Origin of the sequence: Mucilaginibacter sp. 21P, assembly GCF_019331605.1 — a bacterium.
Classification (GTDB): Bacteria; Bacteroidota; Bacteroidia; order Sphingobacteriales; family Sphingobacteriaceae; genus Mucilaginibacter; species Mucilaginibacter achroorhodeus.
The window spans coordinates 1,269,464-1,287,512 of the sequence record NZ_CP063061.1; the positions used below are offsets into that span (position 1 = coordinate 1,269,464).

The window sequence follows — 18,049 nt, forward strand, 5'->3', positions numbered from 1 at the left end:
TTTTATGTATTTTTGCGGTTCATTTTTTAAGATCTTAATAATGGAATTCCTTACACCGGATAAAACGCACGACGAGGCAAGGCAGGGAGAGGCTTTAGTATTAGAGCCCGGTGAAAAAAACCTGGGACGCAAACTTTATATTGAAAGCTATGGTTGCGCTATGAATTTTTCTGACAGCGAGATAGTTGCATCCATATTGGCCGAAAAGGGTTTTGAAACGACAAGCGATTTTAATAACGCAGATGTAGTTTTTATCAATACCTGCTCAATCCGCGAGAATGCCGAAACCCGTGTTCGTAACCGCCTTAAAGAGTTTGCTTATGCCAAGGGTAAAAACCCCGGTATGGTGGTAGGTGTATTGGGTTGCATGGCCGAGCGCTTAAAATCCAAATTCCTTGAAGAAGAAAAGTTGGTGGATGTAGTTGTAGGCCCCGATGCTTACCGCGACCTGCCAAACCTTATAGATAAAGTTGACGGAGGGCAAAAAGCAGTAAACGTTCTGCTTAGCAGGGAAGAGACCTATGCTGATATTAACCCTGTGCGTTTAAACAGCAATGGTATTAATGCATTTGTGTCAATCATGCGTGGGTGCGATAACATGTGCTCGTTCTGCGTGGTGCCCTTTACCCGCGGCCGCGAACGCAGCCGTGACCCACATTCTATTGTAGCGGAATGCCGCGACCTTTTTAATAAGGGTTACCGCGAGGTTACTTTGTTAGGGCAGAATGTAGATTCATATAAATGGAGTGCCACACAGTCGGCAGATGGTAGTGAGCAGTTAGCAGAGCAGCCTATTGTAAACTTTGCTGACCTATTAGAAATGGTTGCGCTTATTGAGCCTGATCTGCGTGTGCGCTTTTCTACCTCGCATCCAAAGGATATCACCGACGAGGTTTTACATACCATTGCTAAATACGATAACATTTGTAATTATATACACTTACCGGTGCAAAGCGGTAACAGCCGTGTGCTTGAGCTGATGAACCGTACGTATGACCGAGAATGGTATATGGGCCGTGTGGATGCTATTCGCCGGATTATTCCTGATTGTGCCATTTCAACAGATATCATCACCGGTTTCTGTACTGAAACTGAAGAAGAGCATAATGAAACACTCAGCATGATGGATTACGTACAGTATGATTATGCTTACATGTTTATGTACAGTGAGCGCCCGGGCACCTTGGCAGCAAAACGCTACGCCGATGACATACCTGAACCTATAAAAGCTGTGCGTTTGAACCAGGTGGTGGCAAAACAACGCGAATCATCGCACTATCGCCTGCAGCAACATGTTGGCAGGGTTGACAGGGTGCTGATAGAAGGTTTCTCAAAAAAATCAGACCAAGACTATTGCGGCCGTAACGACAAAAATGCCATGGTCGTATTCCCCGTACAGGAAGGCTACAAGCCTGGCCAATACGCCAATGTACTGGTAGAGAAATGTACCTCGGCTACGTTGATTGGAAAGATCATATAAGGGAGTCAAGACGACAAGAGGCAGGAAACAGGAGTGAAACATAATTTCAAAAGTCTACGAATTTGGCAAAAGGCAACGGACCTTACGGATTTCGTTTATGACTATTGCAAAGTCCTGCCAATTGAGGAGCGCTATAATCTGATAGACCAGCTTAACCGCTGTTCGTGTTCGATACCCTCAAATATTGCTGAAGGCTCCGGTAAGCGGACCAAAGCACATTTTGCAGAGTTCCTGACGACGTCGTTAACATCGTCGTTTGAGTTAGAAACGCAACTACTGATTTGTGAAAGAAGAAAATATGGATCTTCTGACAAACTGAAGCAGTGTTTGGCTTTTGTTATTGAATTGCAAAAAATGATCTTCAATTTTAGAGGATACGTACTTAACGGAGATGATTAAAAAATGAGTCAGTAAGTGGGCGAACCTTCTTGTCTTGGTTCCTAACATCCTGATTCCTGATTCTATCTAAATGGATATTCAAGAAATAAAACAACGCTTTGGTATCATTGGCAACTCGCCGTTGCTTAACCGGGCTATAAATATTGCAAACCAGGTTGCACCTACTGATATTTCGGTATTAATTACCGGTGAAAGCGGTAGCGGTAAAGAGGTTTTTTCACATATCATTCATCAGATAAGTGCACGTAAGCATGGTCCCTTCATAGCAGTTAACTGCGGTGCCATCCCTGAGGGAACTATCGACTCAGAACTTTTTGGTCACGAGAAGGGTGCCTACACCGGCGCTATCGGCGAGCGTAAAGGTTACTTTGAAACGGTAAACGGTGGCACTATTTTCCTGGATGAGATAGCAGAGATGCCTTTGGGTACGCAAGCGCGCTTGTTGAGAGTTCTTGAATCAGGCCAGTACATCAGGGTGGGTTCATCCAAAGTGGAAAAAACCAACGTACGCGTAATAGCTGCAACCAATGTTGATGTTTATGAAGCTGTAAAGGCAGGAAAATTTCGTGAGGATCTTTACTACCGTTTAAATACCGTGCCGCTGAAGATACCACCTTTGCGTGAGCGTAAAGAAGATATCTTCTTGTTATTCCGCAAATTCACGTCTGATTTTACCGATAAATACCGCACGCCGCCTATCCAGTTAGATGATGATGCGCAGCAGGTACTGATCAATTATTCGTGGCCCGGCAACGTTCGCCAACTAAAGAATATGGCAGAACAGTTGGCCGTTTTAGAGCGTGACCGCGTGATTACTGCACAGACATTATTAACCTATATCCCGCATGAAACCAGCAGAACAAACCTGCCAATGCGTTTGGATAACCAGCCCAAAGAAGATTTCTCTGAACGCGATATCCTGTACAAAGTACTGTTTGATATGAAGCGCGATATGGTAGAGTTAAAAAAACTGGTTGCAGATATTATTGAACATGGTGGTGTTAGCCATGCCCACCAGCATCACCCGCAAGCTATTACCCAGCTTTACCGCGATATTGAACTACCTCAGGCAACCATTCCCGAGTCGCAGTTTACGTTGCAGCAGCCGGTGAACAATAATATCAGCAGCGGTAATAACAATTTCGACATTGTTCATCATACCGAAGAGGTTGAAGAATCGTTATCACTGGTAGACAAAGAATCAGACCTGATACGCAAGGCGCTTAAAAAGCACAAGGGCAAACGCAAACTTGCCGCTAATGAGTTGGGCATATCTGAACGCACCTTGTATCGTAAAATAAAAGAGCTAAATTTATAACAGATAAAAATGAGCAAAAAGCTGTTGTTTAAGTTATTGACCGGGTTGTATGTGATGGTATTGCTTTTTACATCATGCTCATATAAGTTATCGTTAACAGGTGCATCTATCCCTGCCGATCTTAAAACTGTAGATGTCCAGTTTTTTGAAAATAATGCTCAATTGGTTGTACCCACACTTAGCCAGAACTTTACCGAAGCTTTAAAAGCACGGATACGAAATACCACTGATATTAAAATTGTACGTGGCGATGCTGATGCAGTATTTAGCGGCGCTATAACAGGTTACAGTATAGCGCCTATATCAATTGAGGCTACAACCGGCGGGCAACGACCCATCGCAGGAGCAAGCCGTTTAACCATCACAGTGGCAGTGAAGTATGTAAAATATATTTACAAGGATGGTAAAAGAACCAGTGATCCTGATAAAATCCTTAGTTTTGATGAAACCTTTACGCGGTTTGCAAATTACAGTGGTGACATAGCCTCGCAGGAGCAGGGCTTGATAGCTGATATAAATAAGCAATTAACGGAAGATATTTTTAACAGGGCATTTGCCAATTGGTAAAAACAACAAAAGTGGATCAATACATCGATAACAGGCAAAAAGAAATTTTCTGGAACTTGTTGGCCAACCCGGCCGATGATGGCGCTGCGCAATTGCAAAGTTTAGAGCGTTTGCTTGCCGACCATCCGCAAAGCGCTGTTTTGCATATGTTAACAACCAGGGCTAACGGTGGAAAGTTTGCCGGCAAGGCAGCTGCTTATATTTCGCCAAGGCTGCTGCACAAGTACATTACCAATGCGCAGGAGTTGCCGGTTGTTGAACAAGCAAGTATTACCGACCTTACTTATCTGTCGCATGGCACCACGCAAACCGGAGCAACGCAAAGCGAGGGGTCGCGACCAGCAGATGCTGTTTTAGTTGATCCTTACGAACAGCTTAGAGAGACAGAGGTAGCAGAGACACCGCAAGAAGAAAGCCAACCGGAAGTGATAACCGAACCCCAAGTTCAAACAGCTGAGCCGGTTATTGAAGAAGAACCGCAGGATGTTGAGGAAGGGCCTGTTTCAGAAGAAGGCAGTGATATCGTCACCGATGTTATCGTTCCGGAAAAATCTGAGTCTGATAACATTGATGAAGAGCCAATAGAGGAAATTTCCGAAGCGCCGTTTGTGCCTGTTAATGCCGCCATTGAAGCGCCCCAAACAGAACCGATTATTCAGGTTGCGGATAGCGAACCGGTTGAGGAAAAACAAGTTGTTCCTGCAAACGAGCCGGTAACTGTTGATCAATTACCGGAAGCCCCAGTTGAGCAACCTGCGGCTCACGATTTAAACGACGAAGCACCTGCTGAAACCAAAGTTGAGGAACAGGCCGTTGAACAGCCTGCTGTAAACGAATACCGTTTTGCACCACGTTTCCCTAAGCGCGAGGCACCCGCTGCTCAGGAACATGAGCAGCCTAAAGAGGCAGAGCCAATTGAGGATGAAGTTTATGATGAAATAGTTGGCATTGACGATATTGGTTTCAAACCTGTTACCTCTGAACCCAACGCTGACACTGCAACTGAACATCGCTTTAGCGAACCTGCTACCGAAGCCGGTATGGAGGAAGAAGAGCCTCTGTCTGAAGTGCTTTTCCATCAGCCCGATGGTGAGGTAGAGCCTACGCAAGACGATAAAGCAAACGACATTCATAAGGAAGAAGAAAAGCTTATCCTCGGTGGTATTGTGGGCGGGGATTACCTGTCTTTCGATAAAAAGCTGGATGAATTACGCGAAGCCAGCGGCTATGTAGCGCCACGGTTTAAACCCCAGGAAGAGGAAGAGCGGCCTGAACCTGACGAGGCACAAAAAGCCCCTGAACAAACAGGGCCGGCAGCACAGCCGGAGCAACCTGTTGCACATACCGAACAAGCTGCTGCCAGTCATATCGACCCTAACCATGTGTCTCGGTATGATGACGACAAAATGCCGTATACGTTTTTATGGTGGCTTGATAAAACCCGTAAAGAGCATGCTGAGAACCTGAGGCCTTATGCTGAGACGGGTTTGCAACAAGTGCCAATCGGCGGTAATCAAAATTTAAAACGTCCGGATGAACTGCAACAGCAATATTTTGAGAACATATTTAGTCTTACCACGGTAAGCGGTGTGGAACGTGATCCTGAACAGGAGCGCGTACAGTTTAATCCGGAGAAAAAGGAGGATGTTATTATCGAACGCTTTATACAAACTGATCCGCAGATAAAGCCGCTTTCGGCAGATAAGCTGGACAATGAAAATAAGGCCAAGCGCAGCTCTGAAGATAGCAACGAAGTAGTGACAGAAACCCTTGCCCGTATATATGCCGACCAAATGCTATATCATAAAGCGATAGCTACTTATAAAAAATTAATATTGAAATTCCCGGAAAAAAGTACGTACTTTGCAGCCCGGATTGAAGAGTTAGAAAAGAAAACCAATTGATATAAAAAGAAATGTATTTAGTATTAATCGTAATCACGATAATTTTGTGTGTGCTTTTAGGCCTTATCGTATTAATCCAAAACCCTAAAGGCGGTGGTTTGGCATCAAACTTTTCAGGTTCGTCGCAATTAATGGGCGTACAAAAAACCGGCGACTTCCTTGAAAAAGGTACTTGGGTACTGGCAATCGGTATTATGGTATTGTCGCTTGTTATTAATGTATCTGTTAAAGGTGGTGCACAAAAATCAGAAGACCCTGCGTTAATGGAGCAGATCAAAAAAGCTTCTAAACCTTCTGCAGCGCCTGCAACTACAACCCCGGTCATGCCTGCACCAACCAATACACCGGCTCCGGCTAAAAAACCTGCTCAATAACAAGCAGTAAAATAATATAGGCAAAAGGCTTTGGACACGTCCAAAGCCTTTTGTGTTTATTAAAGTTGCCGACTGACACGATGACACCCGGCGTTAAGTGCACTTTAACTGGTTGTAACTAAATGCCATAAAAAGTGACAATAAAACAGAAAAATATGCCAATTTTAGCGCCCCGGCTTGCTTGGCACAATTGCTGTGAAAAGCAAATCACAAAACTTAAATTATATAATTCAAAATAACATTACTATGTCATTAAACATTAAACCAAGTGCAGACAGAGTGGTTGTTGAGGCTGCTGCTGCAGAAACCAAAACCGCTTCTGGTATCTACATTCCGGAAACAGCGCAGGAGAAACCACAAAAAGGCACTATCGTAGCTGTTGGCCCTGGTAAATACGCCGACAACACAGGTACATTGATCCCAATGTCAGTTAAAGTGGGTGACCAAGTATTGTATGGCAAATATGCCGGCACCGAGATCAATATCGACGGTAAAGAGTATTTGATTATGCGTGAAACAGATATTTACGCAGTTTTTAATTAATTAAATGTTGAAAGGTTGGACGTTGAAATGTTATAATCAATACAACAGCAACGATCCGCACCAAACCTTAAAACCTTACAACTTTATAACACTACAACAGAACAAAGAAAATGGCAAAACAAGTTAAATATAATGTTGAAGCCCGCGATACTCTAAAACGCGGTGTTGATATCCTGGCTAACGCCGTAAAAGTTACTTTAGGCCCTAAAGGTCGTCACGTAATTATTGACAAAAAATTTGGTTCACCTGCTGTAACTAAAGATGGTGTTACTGTAGCAAAAGAAATTGAACTGAAAGACCCTATTGAAAACATGGGTGCACAAATGGTTAAAGAAGTAGCGTCTAAAACTGCTGATATAGCAGGTGATGGTACTACTACAGCAACCGTTTTAGCTCAGGCTATTGTTACTGCGGGTATTAAAAACGTTGCTGCCGGTGCAAACCCAATGGATTTGAAACGCGGTATAGATAAAGCCGTTGCGCAGGTTGTTGCTAACTTAAAAGAGCAATCACAAACTGTAGGCGAAGACAATAACAAAATTAAACAAGTTGGTTCTATCTCAGCTAATAATGACGAGGTTATCGGTTCGTTAATTGCTGAGGCGATGCAAAAAGTAGGTACTTCTGGTGTTATCACCGTTGAAGAAGCAAAAGGTACTGAAACTGAAGTTAAAACTGTAGAAGGTATGCAGTTTGACCGTGGTTACCTTTCTCCGTACTTTGTAACCAATTCTGATAAAATGGAAGTGGAATTAGAAAGCCCTTACATTTTGATCTACGATAAAAAGATCTCTTCAATGAAAGAGTTGTTGCCAATACTTGAAAAACAAGTACAAACCGGCAAACCACTTTTGATCATTGCTGAAGACTTAGACGGCGAAGCGTTAGCTACCTTGGTAGTTAACAAAATTCGTGGTTCACTAAAAGTTGCTGCTGTTAAAGCACCAGGCTTTGGCGACCGCAGAAAAGCAATGTTAGAGGATATTGCTGTATTAACTGGTGGTACCGTGATCTCTGAAGAACGCGGTTACAAACTGGAAAGCGCTGACCTTTCAATGTTAGGCCAGGCTGAAAAGATCTCTATCGATAAAGATAATACTACTATCGTAAACGGTGCAGGTGATGCTGAGCAGATCAAAGGCCGTGTTGGCGAGATCCGTTCACAGATCGAAACCACTACATCTGATTACGACAAAGAAAAACTACAAGAGCGTTTAGCTAAACTATCAGGGGGTGTTGCCGTGTTATACATCGGTGCTGCATCTGAAGTTGAGATGAAAGAGAAAAAAGACCGTGTTGATGATGCTTTACATGCAACCCGCGCTGCGGTTGAAGAAGGTATCGTAGCAGGTGGTGGTGTTGCTTTCATCCGTGCAGTTGCGTCATTAACTGATCTTAAAGGCGCTAACGAAGATGAGAATACTGGTATCCAGATCATCCGTCGTGCTATCGAAGAGCCTCTTCGCCAGATCTGTGAGAACGCAGGTATCGAAGGTTCTATCATCGTTCAAAAAGTGAAAGAAGGCTCTGCTGACTACGGTTATAACGCACGTACCGACAAGTTTGAGAACCTGATAGGTGCTGGTGTAATTGACCCAACTAAAGTAAGCCGTGTTGCATTAGAAAATGCTGCTTCTATCGCTTCAATGTTGTTAACTACCGAGTGTGTGTTAGCAGATGAGCCAGAAGACGAAAAAGCTGGTGCTCCACCAATGGGCGGCGGCATGGGCGGTATGATGTAATATCATTAAGTCTAAAGTTAAAATCCAAAAGTCAAAAAAGACATAGGAATTATAACCTTAGACTATCGACTAAATAAAAGAAACCCTTGTACGGTAAAACGTACAAGGGTTTCTTGCTTTTGGGTGATTGATTGGCCCTTATGTATCATTTTAGTCACCAAAAAGTCCTGGAGGGCGCTAAAACGTTAAGCTGTGTTAAATGTTTGTTACATAATTTGGGTTTGGTTTTTTGGGCATAGGCTTTGCTTTTAACGCTGCATGAAACAAATAGTGCATAAAAAGAGACATTTACACAGCCGGATAGTGGAGTGGGTGCTGTATAAAGGCCCCGAGCTATTTGTAGCACTTTACAGTTAATAAATAGTATTATTTTTAGCTCCAATTATGGAGCTCGAATCTTTCTACAATACTTTTCACCGTTGGCTCATTAACAGAGGCCCGGTTTACGCTTTCGGTATTATTGTTTTACTTGTCGGTTTTTGGGTAATATCATTTATCCGGGCCAGGTTATTACAACGCTTAAGCAACCGCAAGGTTAATTCATCTTTACAGCCTTTTATTCTTAGTCTTTGTATTACGGGAATGTATGTACTGCTGATCATCAGCGTGCTTAACATTGTAGGGTTCGAGCTCACGCTGATCAACACGGTGATAGGTGCTTTTGGTGTTGCAGCAGGTTTGGCCTTATCGGGTACTTTGCAAAACTTTGCAGGTGGTGTTTTGATATTGTTGTTAAAGCCATTCTCCATAACGGACAGCATTAAAGCGCAAGGGCAAGAGGGAACAGTTACATCTATCCAGTTGTTCTATACTGTACTGCTTACTGCGGATAACAAAACGGTAATTATCCCCAATGGTAAATTATTTAACGAAGTTATTGTAAATATTACCCGCGAGCATAAACGTCGCTTGGATTTCGAGCTCAAATTGGGCTACGCAGCAGACATAGATAAGGTAAAAGACATCATCAACAACATCATAAAATCAACGCCCGAGGTACTTACCGAACCTATAACCCGGGTAGGTGTGAGCGCTTTGGAGAACGATGGTATGCGCTTTATTATAAACGTATGGGTAGAGCCTGCCAATTATCTAACCACCAAAATTTCCTTGCAGGAGCGCATTGTTAAAGAGCTTTCCGCCGCAGGCGTTAAACTCCCCGGCACCGGTGACCCGAGCGGCGCAGAGTTGATACAAGCGCTGGTAAACAGGACTAATAGGTAGTAGCCGTTTTCCTGAGCAACGTAAGGCTTGATGAATATACATAAGATGTGATTTTTTGGGTGTATAGGATCTCTCGTTGTGCTTCGCAGAGACTTACACTTCTGCCCGCTCAAAATATAATCGTAGCCTGATCTTTAAAATCTCTCCTATCTCAGGGAGAGATTACCACATTTAATTGTTTGGTGTTCACGATTGCTTCGCGATTTCGAGGGGGCTTTCCTATCTTTGGCGCTCAATATATCTTATAATGAAAATATCAGTATTAGCACAAAATCTTCATGGCTCTGAGATCATCAAAATAGCCGGAGAGATAAACGAATTGAAAAAGCAAGGCCAGAACATTGCCAATTTAACGATTGGTGATTTCGACGCTGATATTTATCCTATCCCGGCTGAACTGCGCGATGGCATTATCGATGCTTATAATCATAACCAAACCAACTATCCACCGGCAGATGGTATGCTTAGCTTGCGCGAAAGTGTGTCATCATTTCTTAACCGCACATTAGGTTTGGATTATGCTGCCAACCAGATACTGATCTCGGGCGGATCGCGACCATTGATATATTCTACTTACCTGGCCCTGGTTGACCCCGGCGATAAAGTGGTTTTCCCTACACCATCATGGAACAATAACCATTACTGCGACCTTACCGGTGCCGAAGCAGTATTGGTAGAAACCCGCCCTGAAAATAATTTTATGCCTACGGCAGAAGAGATCCGCCCGCATTTAAAGGGCGCTACTTTGCTGGCTCTTTGTTCTCCGCTTAACCCAACCGGTACCATGTTTGATAAAAAGGATCTGGAAGAGATATGCGACCTGGTGATAGCCGAAAATAAAAGCAGGAGTGCCGATGAGAAACCATTGTACCTTTTGTATGATCAGATCTATTCTCAGCTAACGTTCGGTGAGTACAAACATTACGACCCGGTAACGCTTCGCCCTGAATTAAAAGATTATACTGTATTCATCGATGGCGGCTCAAAATGCTTTGCTGCTACAGGTGTACGTGTAGGTTGGGGCTTTGGCCCGGCGTTTATCATCAATAACATGAAGGCCATTGTTGGCCACATGGGTGCATGGTCGCCGAAGGCAGAACAGGTTGCCATGGCCGAATACCTGAAAAACGATGATTTTGTAAACGGTTATCTTGATACGCTTAAAGGCAGGATACAAGCCAGCCTGAACACCTTGCATCAAGGTTTCCAGCAGCTTAAATCAGAAGGCTTTGCGGTGGATTCAATAGAGCCGATGGGTGCTATATATCTTACCATTAAATTAGACTACACCGGCAAAACAACCCCGGATGGTAAAGTATTGGAAAATAGCGCCGACGTTAATTTTTACCTGATAAAAGAAGCAGGCGTTGCCTTTGTGCCATTCTCTGCATTTGGTACCGGCGAGGAAGTTACCTGGTTCAGAGCATCGGTTGGTGCAACCACGCTGGAAGATATCGAGCAGATGACACCAAGAATCAGAGCGGCATTAGCTAAACTCAAATAACGATACACTATCCTCAAAAAGCCCCCTATTATGGGGGATTTGTGAAGGCTATATACTTGTACCATGCCAAACGGAACACTCTACCTTATACCTGTACCCCTTGCTGATGAAGCTGCGGCTAAATCTTTTACGCCGTATCTTACCGATACGATCAACAGTATTAAGGAATATATTGTAGAGAATGAGAAAACTGCCCGCAAGTTCCTGAAACAGGCCGGACTTAAAACACCACAGAGCGAATTGCTTATACACGATTATGGCAAGCACAATCGCGATAGCGGGCTAAAAGATTTTTTTAAGGGCTTGATGGCAGGCAATGATGTTGGTTTGATGAGCGAGGCTGGTTGCCCCGGTATAGCTGATCCTGGTGCGGATATTGTTGCTGAGGCACACCGCAAGGGAATAACGGTGGTGCCATTGGTAGGGCCAAGCTCCATTTTATTGGCGCTGATGGCATCGGGATTTAACGGGCAAAGCTTTACTTTTCATGGGTATTTGCCCATAGATAAAGCGGATCGCGCTAAACGCATTAAAGATCTTGAGAGTGCGGCTGAGAAGCATAAGCAAACTCAGCTGTTTATAGAAACACCATTCCGTAACGATAGCTTGCTGCAGGAGGTTTTAAAGACTTGTAAACCTAACACCCGCCTTTGCATTGCCTGCGATATTACGGCCCCTAAAGAATTTATCAAAACACAAACCATAGCAGCCTGGCAAAAACAGGTACCCGATCTGCGTAAACGCCCGGCAATATTTTTGCTGTTCCATGCCTGATGCTGAACCCGCCGCAACATACCAGTGTGCTCATTGTAGGGGCAGGTCCATCTGGCTTAATGATGGCTGCACAACTGCTGCGTTATGGTATACAACCGGTTGTTATAGATAGCAAGCAAGGACCAACAAACCAATCAAAAGCGTTGGCTGTACAAGCCCGTTCTTTGGAGATATACCGCCAAATGGGCGTTGTTGATAGATTATTGGATGAGGGTAAAAAGGCAAAAGGCTTAGCCTATTACAAGGAAGGTGAACACCTTGCAGAACTCGATCTCGATCAAATTGGCGACCAGCAAACGCTATACCCATATATACTCCTCTATCCGCAAAGCAAAAATGAACGCCTGTTACTGGATTTTCTAACGCAAGCTGCATGCCCGGTTTATTGGCAAACATCGCTTGTATCGTTACGCCAGTTAGGCGCTAAAAGCGAAGCCAGCTTACAGATAGATGATCAAACTTATCAGATTACCTGCGATTACGTAATTGGTGCAGATGGCGCGCATAGTATGGTACGCAAGCAAATGGGTATGCATTTTAGCGGTGATACCTACAAGCATAAGTTTTTTCTGGCAGATGTTAAGCTAAGGTCGGTTATTGATGATCAATTGATCAGTTTATACATAGATAGACGAGGCTTCGCCGGGTTTTTTCCATTACCGGAGACTGATAGCTTCAGGATATTGGCCAGTTTGCCGGATGAGTTGGAGAACGAAGAAAGCCCCACGCTTGATACTGTTTTACCTGCGTTAAAAAGTATTTCTAAAAAGGACTTGCAGATAGAAAAAGTTAACTGGTTTACCATCTATAAACTACATCACAGAATGGCTACCCAATTTAATGATGGTAACTGTTTCCTCGCAGGTGATGCTGCACATATCCACTCGCCGGTTGGCGGGCAGGGCATGAATACCGGTTTACAGGATGCTTACAACCTGGCTTGGAAACTGGCTGCGGTTATCAACGGACAAATACTCCCCAATATCCTTAATAGTTACGCAGAAGAAAGAATGCCGGTAGCAAAGCAATTACTGAACACTACTGATAGGGTCTTTAACGTGGTAACCTCCCGAACATGGTTTGGAAATATTCTAAAAAAATATGTTGTGCCGCGTGTACTTAAGTTTGGCTGGGAGAAAGAAAGCACCCGTAATTTCTTTTTTAAACGGGCATCACAGATCGGGATCAGTTATCGCGAAAGCAAACTGAGCCTTTCATTAGGCAGACCGACGGAAATTAAAGCCGGCGACAGGCTGCCTTATCTTGAAATTTTCGACGAAAAGAAAAAAACCAAGACCGACCTTCACAGTTGGTGTGCTAAGCCCGGTTTTACACTACTTACCTTTGGGCATGTGCAGGAGAGCTTTTTGTTTACTATAGCAAAATGGCTTACGCAGGATTACAATGGCGCCATTAACTTTTTTCATTTGCCTTACTCGCCGGCTAACCAAAAGGTATTTGATGTGCTGCAGATACCGGAAGGAACCCGCAAAGCTGTTATTGTAAGGCCGGATATGCATATCGGTTACCTGAATGACCTGATAGATATCAGCATGATGAATAATTACCTGCGTAATGTGGTTGGTTTTAAAACCCCATAAAAAGTTATGCCCCCGCAATCGCTGCAGAGGCATAAACACTAAACCAAACACTAATTATGAAAAAATCGGGGGTATACCGTTATGCAGCTAAAGCATTTTGTTTGTTTAAAACATTGCTGCCAACAGGTTGATAGCTGCTTATAGCCAGGTGGTCTTGCATCTTTATGGTAAATGTTGTTTCGCCTTTGTTGGCAGATAGCACAAGGTATTCGCCTATGGTGTTCAAAAGCAGTAACTCGCCGGTAATGTAGTTAATAGCAACTTTATGCGCCTTAATATCTGTTATATCAGATTCTATCAACTCCATTTGGGGCACCTCAAAGTTGATGCTGTTGCCCAGCGTATCGGTGAGTGACGGTATCTTATTCTTCAACGTTTCAATAAAATAGCCTATCACAAAACTGAGTTTGTAGTGTAACGAATTGGCCCGTCCATCGTTATTCTTCATCTCGCTGAACGTTTTTAAAACATTACCGGGGTTATATGCCTGCGACTTGAGTAAAAACTCCCGGTAAGAAGCAGAAAGAATGTTGCGCTCAAAATCTGTTTTGGCCGATGAATCGATAACCTGTTTGTAAGTAAGTTTGATGATAGCTTTTGACATGGCGATAATTTTTTTTGTGATCGAAATATATGTTGTCCCGGTGATCTATAATGCAATGCCGAATGTATACGTACCTTTGTAACCTGCTGCAATGCTGCCTGTTAATGATGGCGTTTCGTTAGCCAGGTCGGTAGCCGAGTTGCCCAAAATGCCATCATTGGCGTTTCGGGTAGTATTTACGCCTACGCCGTAATGCGTATGCACCGCGTCGGAGATATTTTCAGGAAAGGCAAACTGCGCTGTTTTCTTCATTACATTATTAACAAAGATCTCAAAGTGAATATGTGTTGCCCGGCCCTGGTACCACCCCGGATAAACGGTGGTAAAGGTTACAGCACCCTTAGAATCAGTGGTTTGATAACCGCGTAAAAAGGTTTCGCCTACAAAGCTTTTACCATTTTGGTTACCGTAACCAGAGTAATATCCATCTTTGCTGCAGTGCCATATGTCAACCCTGGCATTTTGTACTACGTTACAATTGTCGTTAGTATTAACAACTAAAAGGTTAAGCACCAACGGTACACCTGTTTGTCCGCCGGTGATGTCAGATCGGTCAAGGGGGTTTTTCAATTCACCTCCGGGGTAAGGGTAAGGGCCTTCTACCTCGGTTGGGGTAACCCGGCAGGCACTACTGCCCGTGTTGGTGTCTGCCGATGTTGTGGTGCCTGTGCTGTCGATTGCGGTATCTGTTGAATCTTTTTTACAGGCATCTAACAGCATTGGGGTTGCCGCGGCGGCAATGGCAAATGATCTTAAAAAATGTTTACGCTCCATATTACAGAAATTAGCAGGGGTGTGTTTATTTGTTTCTGTAAAAGTAGAACGCTAATAACGGGGACTGAAGCGGGTATCGGTAAACGCCTGTTTTGTGTCGATTACTGCAGATTTACTTCATTTTCATCCAGCGGCGCGCGAAATCAGCATAGCTGTCGCTTACCGGTAATTCAACGGTAGGGAGTTTAATTTTGCGGTTTTGTATAGAGATGATCTTGTTTACCGGCACAATATAGCTGCGGTGAATACGCTGAAACCTATCCTCCGGCAGTTTCTCTAAGACCCGCTTAAGCGGCATCAGCGTTAGTATGGTTTTATCAAACTGCAGGTGTATCTTAATATAGTCTTCCATGCTCTCAATGTATTCGATATCCTTATGGTTTATCTTAACCATTTTGTATTCCGAATAGACATATAAGCTTTCGCCCTCCCCATCACCATTGGTTGCATTTTTGTACCGGTGGTAATCAGCGGCTTTCTCAATAGCCTTACCGAAACGTTTAATATCAATAGGCTTAAGCAGGTAGTCTACAGCTTCCAACTCAAAGCCCTCAAACGCAAAGTTTTTGTATGCTGTAGTAAATATCACCATGGGTTTGTTCTCCAGCGCACGCACCAGGTCTATACCCGTAATATCGGGCATGTTGATATCGATGAATAGCAGGTCGATAGGATTGTTACGCAGGTATTCCGCACCGTATATGGCATCCTCAAAAGTTTGCATAAGGTTCAATGATGGAAACTTTGAGATATAATTTTTTATCAACTCCAGTGCCAGCGGCTCATCATCTATGGCAACACATTTCAATTGCATATCATCAGCTGTATAAGGTAATTATCACGGTGAATTGGTTATTCTCCTCGTTGATGTTGAGGATGTGTTTACCGGGATAAAGATATTTTAATCTTTCGCGTGTGTTGTTAATGCCGATGCCGGTACGTTCCAGATTTTGGTTTCGTTCAAATATCGGGTTCACACAAAGGAAGGTGATGGTATCAGGTTTAACAAGCAGGTTTATGTCGATATTGCTTTGGTGCTGTTTGCTTATGCCATACTTAAAAACGTTTTCTACGAAGGTCATTAGCAGTAAGGGGGCTATCTTTTTGTTTGCAAGATCGCCTTGCACGGTAAAGCTTACAACCGTTTTTGCACCCAGGCGTAACCGTTGCAGATCAATGTAATTGGAGATACAATTAACCTCATTTTGCAGATCTACCAGGTCTTCTCTCACATCATCGGTAACGTAGCGCATGATGTTCGATAGCTTCATGATGCTATCTGCCGTATACTCGTTATTGGTAATGGCAAGCGTGTAGATATTGTTAAGTGTATTGAATAAAAAGTGAGGATTGATCTGTGCTTTTAAGAAAGATAATTCTGCACTTGCCTTTTCGGCCTCGGCACTGATTGCTCTTTGCTCTGTTGTTTGCCATTGCACTACGGTTTTGATAGCGGTACTCAAAGCCATTATCATCAGGAACAGGAATAAACTTGAAGAATCAAAATGTTTTCTTCTGCCATTACGCCAGCGCTCTCTGAATTGCGGAGGAGGCATCCCTCCGGGGTACATTTGCGACCTTTGAGCGCTGTCAGGCTGCATATTCGGCGGTGGCGGCGGCTGTTGACCATTGCTATCCGGTGTAAAACCTGGTGGCATACCTGCAGGCGGCATACCAAACTGCGAAGCCGCCATTTGTGCAAAAGCTTTTTTGTTAATGCTGTGCAACAACTTATCGTAAGGCTTAAGAACGTATACTACGCTAAGCAGACAAAAACAGATGACGGCATAGTCAATATATTTTTTCCTGAGGAAAAACCGCGGAAAAAGGAAGTTGGTGTTGAGATAGAATAAGGCAATATAGGTAGCACAGAACATCCAATAGTATGGCGACACGATGATAGTGCCCATGGAAACATTGCCATCCGGGCCGTTCAAGAACAACAGCGGGAAGGCCATGAACAATAACCAGCAGGCTATATGTATGAGTACCGAAAAGGTTTTTAAGCGTAGCATCCCCAAAAGAACTGTTAATCAGCTTAAAAATAAATAAAGTATCGGTAAGCGGGCAGTATGTGTGGACGAATTATCCGTGTATGGTTTCGGCCTTGCCGTAGTTTTGGATAACCTGGGCTTCAAAAGCCAAAAATGCTGTCCAGCGTTTATCTACATCAACATCAACAGCATACTTTTTAGCCAGGCGGATAAAGGTGGCATAGTGGGTAGCTTCACTCGCCATCAGTTCATAGTAGAAATCGGATAGTTCTTTATCTTCAATGTTTTCTGAAAGAACTTTGAAGCGTTCGCAGCTACGCGCCTCGATCATGGCAGATAGCAAAAGGCGGTCTATCAATTGTGCCTCGCGGCCACCGCCAACAATCATAAATTTGCGCAACTCATTAACGTAGTCATCCTTTCGTTCCCGCCCCAAGGTATAGCCGCGTTGAATAATGATCTGGTGAACGCGTTTGAAATGTTCCATCTCTTCCTGCACCAAGTCGCACATCTCCTGTACCAGGTCACTAAGGTTAGGATTTTGTACAATAAGTGTGATGGCATTGCTGGCAGCTTTTTGTTCACAAAAAGCATGATCGGTCAGCAATTCTTCAATGTTACTTTCCACAACATTTTTCACCCACAACGGATCAGTAGGTAATTGCAGCTTCAAAATGGTTTTCTCGTTCACAGGAGCAAAGATAGAGGTTATGAGCGGAAAGGTGAAAAGACTACGGATAAACGTTACTAATCCTCAGATGAAAATGCATTATTATTTTGAAAACTTCGAGAATGATGATGTATGGAGAGAATGTTTAATTGCTTATCAGAAATGATCTCATCAATAATTCTGTAATTCCTGAAGATCACTTCTCGTATGTGCTCATTACCTAATTCCGGAACCATCCTGCCAGCAAGAATTTGATTTGGTATTTTGTTTATGGCATCAATTATCTTCGCTTTGTCCAAATTAGCGTAATACACAGAATCTCGTTTGATATAAGCTACAATGTCTTTAAGAACGGTACGTGCAGAAGGAGATATGATAATTTTTACCATGAATCCATTTCGCGTTTCAAGTCTTCCCAGTCGATACCTTTACCTTCAGCTATTTCTCTTTGACCAGTTTCTATTTTTTGTAAAATAATCACCCTTTCTACTAAATCATCGACTGAAAAGGTATCCGGCATGTGATCCACTAACTCTTTAACTTTTTTTTGGTAAGCATCGTTACTCCTTTTTATAAA

General features: G+C 43.4%; 19 protein-coding genes. 12 read left to right on the forward strand and 7 right to left on the reverse strand.

Going from position 1 to position 18,049, the window contains the following annotated elements:
* Window positions 1-40: 40 nt before the first annotated feature.
* The 12 genes from miaB (at window position 41) to INP83_RS05655 (ending at window position 13,430) form a co-directional block, all read left to right on the forward strand.
* Window positions 41-1,480 (forward strand): tRNA (N6-isopentenyl adenosine(37)-C2)-methylthiotransferase MiaB, encoded by a 1,440-nt coding sequence (gene miaB / locus INP83_RS05600; protein ID WP_219126635.1) that lies wholly within the window; start codon window positions 41-43, stop codon window positions 1,478-1,480.
* A gap of 33 nt (window positions 1,481-1,513) precedes the next feature.
* Complete coding sequence (locus INP83_RS05605; RefSeq protein WP_219126636.1) at window positions 1,514-1,879, forward strand: four helix bundle protein; 366 nt, start codon at window positions 1,514-1,516, stop codon at window positions 1,877-1,879.
* A gap of 70 nt (window positions 1,880-1,949) precedes the next feature.
* Window positions 1,950-3,197: a sigma-54-dependent Fis family transcriptional regulator gene (locus INP83_RS05610; protein WP_146269125.1), complete on the forward strand. Its 1,248-nt coding sequence runs from the start codon at window positions 1,950-1,952 to the stop codon at window positions 3,195-3,197.
* A 9-nt stretch (window positions 3,198-3,206) separates the two neighbouring features.
* On the forward strand, window positions 3,207-3,764 hold the full coding sequence (locus tag INP83_RS05615; protein WP_219126637.1) for an LptE family protein: 558 nt from the start codon (window positions 3,207-3,209) through the stop codon (window positions 3,762-3,764).
* Window positions 3,765-3,775: 11 nt separating this feature from the next.
* Window positions 3,776-5,668 carry a hypothetical protein gene (locus INP83_RS05620; RefSeq protein WP_219126638.1) on the forward strand — a complete coding sequence of 631 codons (1,893 nt, stop codon included), beginning with the start codon at window positions 3,776-3,778 and terminating at the stop codon, window positions 5,666-5,668.
* Between the two features lie 11 nt (window positions 5,669-5,679).
* Complete coding sequence (secG, locus tag INP83_RS05625) at window positions 5,680-6,042, forward strand: preprotein translocase subunit SecG (protein ID WP_146269122.1); 363 nt, start codon at window positions 5,680-5,682, stop codon at window positions 6,040-6,042.
* A gap of 246 nt (window positions 6,043-6,288) precedes the next feature.
* The gene (gene groES / locus INP83_RS05630) at window positions 6,289-6,585 is read left to right on the forward strand and encodes a co-chaperone GroES (protein ID WP_219126639.1); all 297 of its coding nucleotides are present in this window, start codon (window positions 6,289-6,291) and stop codon (window positions 6,583-6,585) included.
* 110 nt (window positions 6,586-6,695) lie between these two features.
* Complete coding sequence (groL, locus tag INP83_RS05635) at window positions 6,696-8,327, forward strand: chaperonin GroEL (RefSeq protein ID WP_146269120.1); 1,632 nt, start codon at window positions 6,696-6,698, stop codon at window positions 8,325-8,327.
* A 384-nt stretch (window positions 8,328-8,711) separates the two neighbouring features.
* A complete protein-coding gene (locus INP83_RS05640) occupies window positions 8,712-9,551 on the forward strand; it encodes a mechanosensitive ion channel family protein (RefSeq protein ID WP_219126640.1) in 840 nt (279 codons plus the stop codon).
* Window positions 9,552-9,798: 247 nt separating this feature from the next.
* Window positions 9,799-11,055 carry a pyridoxal phosphate-dependent aminotransferase gene (locus INP83_RS05645; RefSeq protein WP_219126641.1) on the forward strand — a complete coding sequence of 419 codons (1,257 nt, stop codon included), beginning with the start codon at window positions 9,799-9,801 and terminating at the stop codon, window positions 11,053-11,055.
* Between the two features lie 63 nt (window positions 11,056-11,118).
* A complete protein-coding gene (locus tag INP83_RS05650) occupies window positions 11,119-11,829 on the forward strand; it encodes an SAM-dependent methyltransferase (RefSeq protein WP_219126642.1) in 711 nt (236 codons plus the stop codon).
* The gene (locus INP83_RS05655) at window positions 11,829-13,430 is read left to right on the forward strand and encodes an FAD-dependent monooxygenase (protein ID WP_219126643.1); all 1,602 of its coding nucleotides are present in this window, start codon (window positions 11,829-11,831) and stop codon (window positions 13,428-13,430) included. The genes INP83_RS05650 and INP83_RS05655 overlap by 1 nt, the downstream gene beginning before the upstream one ends.
* A 79-nt stretch (window positions 13,431-13,509) precedes the next feature.
* Here INP83_RS05655 and INP83_RS05660 read toward each other — a convergent pair whose 3' ends face one another.
* The 7 genes from INP83_RS05660 to INP83_RS05690 form a co-directional block, all read right to left on the reverse strand.
* Window positions 13,510-14,034, reverse strand: coding sequence for a hypothetical protein (locus INP83_RS05660; protein ID WP_219126644.1), 525 nt, complete (start codon window positions 14,032-14,034; stop codon window positions 13,510-13,512).
* 45 nt (window positions 14,035-14,079) lie between these two features.
* Window positions 14,080-14,808 (reverse strand): hypothetical protein, encoded by a 729-nt coding sequence (locus tag INP83_RS05665; RefSeq protein ID WP_219126645.1) that lies wholly within the window; start codon window positions 14,806-14,808, stop codon window positions 14,080-14,082.
* 112 nt (window positions 14,809-14,920) lie between these two features.
* A complete protein-coding gene (locus INP83_RS05670; protein ID WP_146269113.1) occupies window positions 14,921-15,622 on the reverse strand; it encodes a LytTR family DNA-binding domain-containing protein in 702 nt (233 codons plus the stop codon).
* A gap of 4 nt (window positions 15,623-15,626) precedes the next feature.
* Window positions 15,627-16,823 carry a sensor histidine kinase gene (locus tag INP83_RS05675; RefSeq protein ID WP_219126646.1) on the reverse strand — a complete coding sequence of 399 codons (1,197 nt, stop codon included), beginning with the start codon at window positions 16,821-16,823 and terminating at the stop codon, window positions 15,627-15,629.
* 70 nt (window positions 16,824-16,893) lie between these two features.
* Window positions 16,894-17,493 carry a tRNA-(ms[2]io[6]A)-hydroxylase gene (locus INP83_RS05680; protein WP_255563260.1) on the reverse strand — a complete coding sequence of 200 codons (600 nt, stop codon included), beginning with the start codon at window positions 17,491-17,493 and terminating at the stop codon, window positions 16,894-16,896.
* Between the two features lie 56 nt (window positions 17,494-17,549).
* Entirely contained in the window at window positions 17,550-17,861 is a 312-nt protein-coding gene (locus INP83_RS05685) for a type II toxin-antitoxin system RelE/ParE family toxin (protein WP_219126647.1), read from the reverse strand.
* Window positions 17,855-17,992, reverse strand: a complete 138-nt coding sequence (locus tag INP83_RS05690; protein WP_219126648.1) for a hypothetical protein — start codon at window positions 17,990-17,992, stop codon at window positions 17,855-17,857. The genes INP83_RS05685 and INP83_RS05690 overlap by 7 nt, the downstream gene beginning before the upstream one ends.
* Window positions 17,993-18,049 lie beyond the last annotated feature (57 nt).

Excerpts from the sequence above, each read along its gene's own strand:
- INP83_RS05665 (WP_219126645.1), bottom strand. The coding sequence starts at position 14,808 with ATGGAGCGTAAACATTTTTTAAGATCATTTGCCATTGCCGCCGCGGCA.
- INP83_RS05655 (WP_219126643.1), top strand. The coding sequence starts at position 11,829 with ATGCTGAACCCGCCGCAACATACCAGTGTGCTCATTGTAGGGGCAGGT.
- groL (WP_146269120.1), top strand. The coding sequence starts at position 6,696 with ATGGCAAAACAAGTTAAATATAATGTTGAAGCCCGCGATACTCTAAAA.
- INP83_RS05690 (WP_219126648.1), bottom strand. The coding sequence starts at position 17,992 with ATGCCGGATACCTTTTCAGTCGATGATTTAGTAGAAAGGGTGATTATT.
- INP83_RS05685 (WP_219126647.1), bottom strand. The coding sequence starts at position 17,861 with ATGGTAAAAATTATCATATCTCCTTCTGCACGTACCGTTCTTAAAGAC.
- INP83_RS05610 (WP_146269125.1), top strand. The coding sequence starts at position 1,950 with ATGGATATTCAAGAAATAAAACAACGCTTTGGTATCATTGGCAACTCG.
- INP83_RS05645 (WP_219126641.1), top strand. The coding sequence starts at position 9,799 with ATGAAAATATCAGTATTAGCACAAAATCTTCATGGCTCTGAGATCATC.
- INP83_RS05640 (WP_219126640.1), top strand. The coding sequence starts at position 8,712 with ATGGAGCTCGAATCTTTCTACAATACTTTTCACCGTTGGCTCATTAAC.
- INP83_RS05675 (WP_219126646.1), bottom strand. The coding sequence starts at position 16,823 with ATGCTACGCTTAAAAACCTTTTCGGTACTCATACATATAGCCTGCTGG.
- INP83_RS05670 (WP_146269113.1), bottom strand. The coding sequence starts at position 15,622 with ATGCAATTGAAATGTGTTGCCATAGATGATGAGCCGCTGGCACTGGAG.
- secG (WP_146269122.1), top strand. The coding sequence starts at position 5,680 with ATGTATTTAGTATTAATCGTAATCACGATAATTTTGTGTGTGCTTTTA.
- miaB (WP_219126635.1), top strand. The coding sequence starts at position 41 with ATGGAATTCCTTACACCGGATAAAACGCACGACGAGGCAAGGCAGGGA.
- INP83_RS05660 (WP_219126644.1), bottom strand. The coding sequence starts at position 14,034 with ATGTCAAAAGCTATCATCAAACTTACTTACAAACAGGTTATCGATTCA.
- INP83_RS05650 (WP_219126642.1), top strand. The coding sequence starts at position 11,119 with ATGCCAAACGGAACACTCTACCTTATACCTGTACCCCTTGCTGATGAA.
- INP83_RS05615 (WP_219126637.1), top strand. The coding sequence starts at position 3,207 with ATGAGCAAAAAGCTGTTGTTTAAGTTATTGACCGGGTTGTATGTGATG.
- groES (WP_219126639.1), top strand. The coding sequence starts at position 6,289 with ATGTCATTAAACATTAAACCAAGTGCAGACAGAGTGGTTGTTGAGGCT.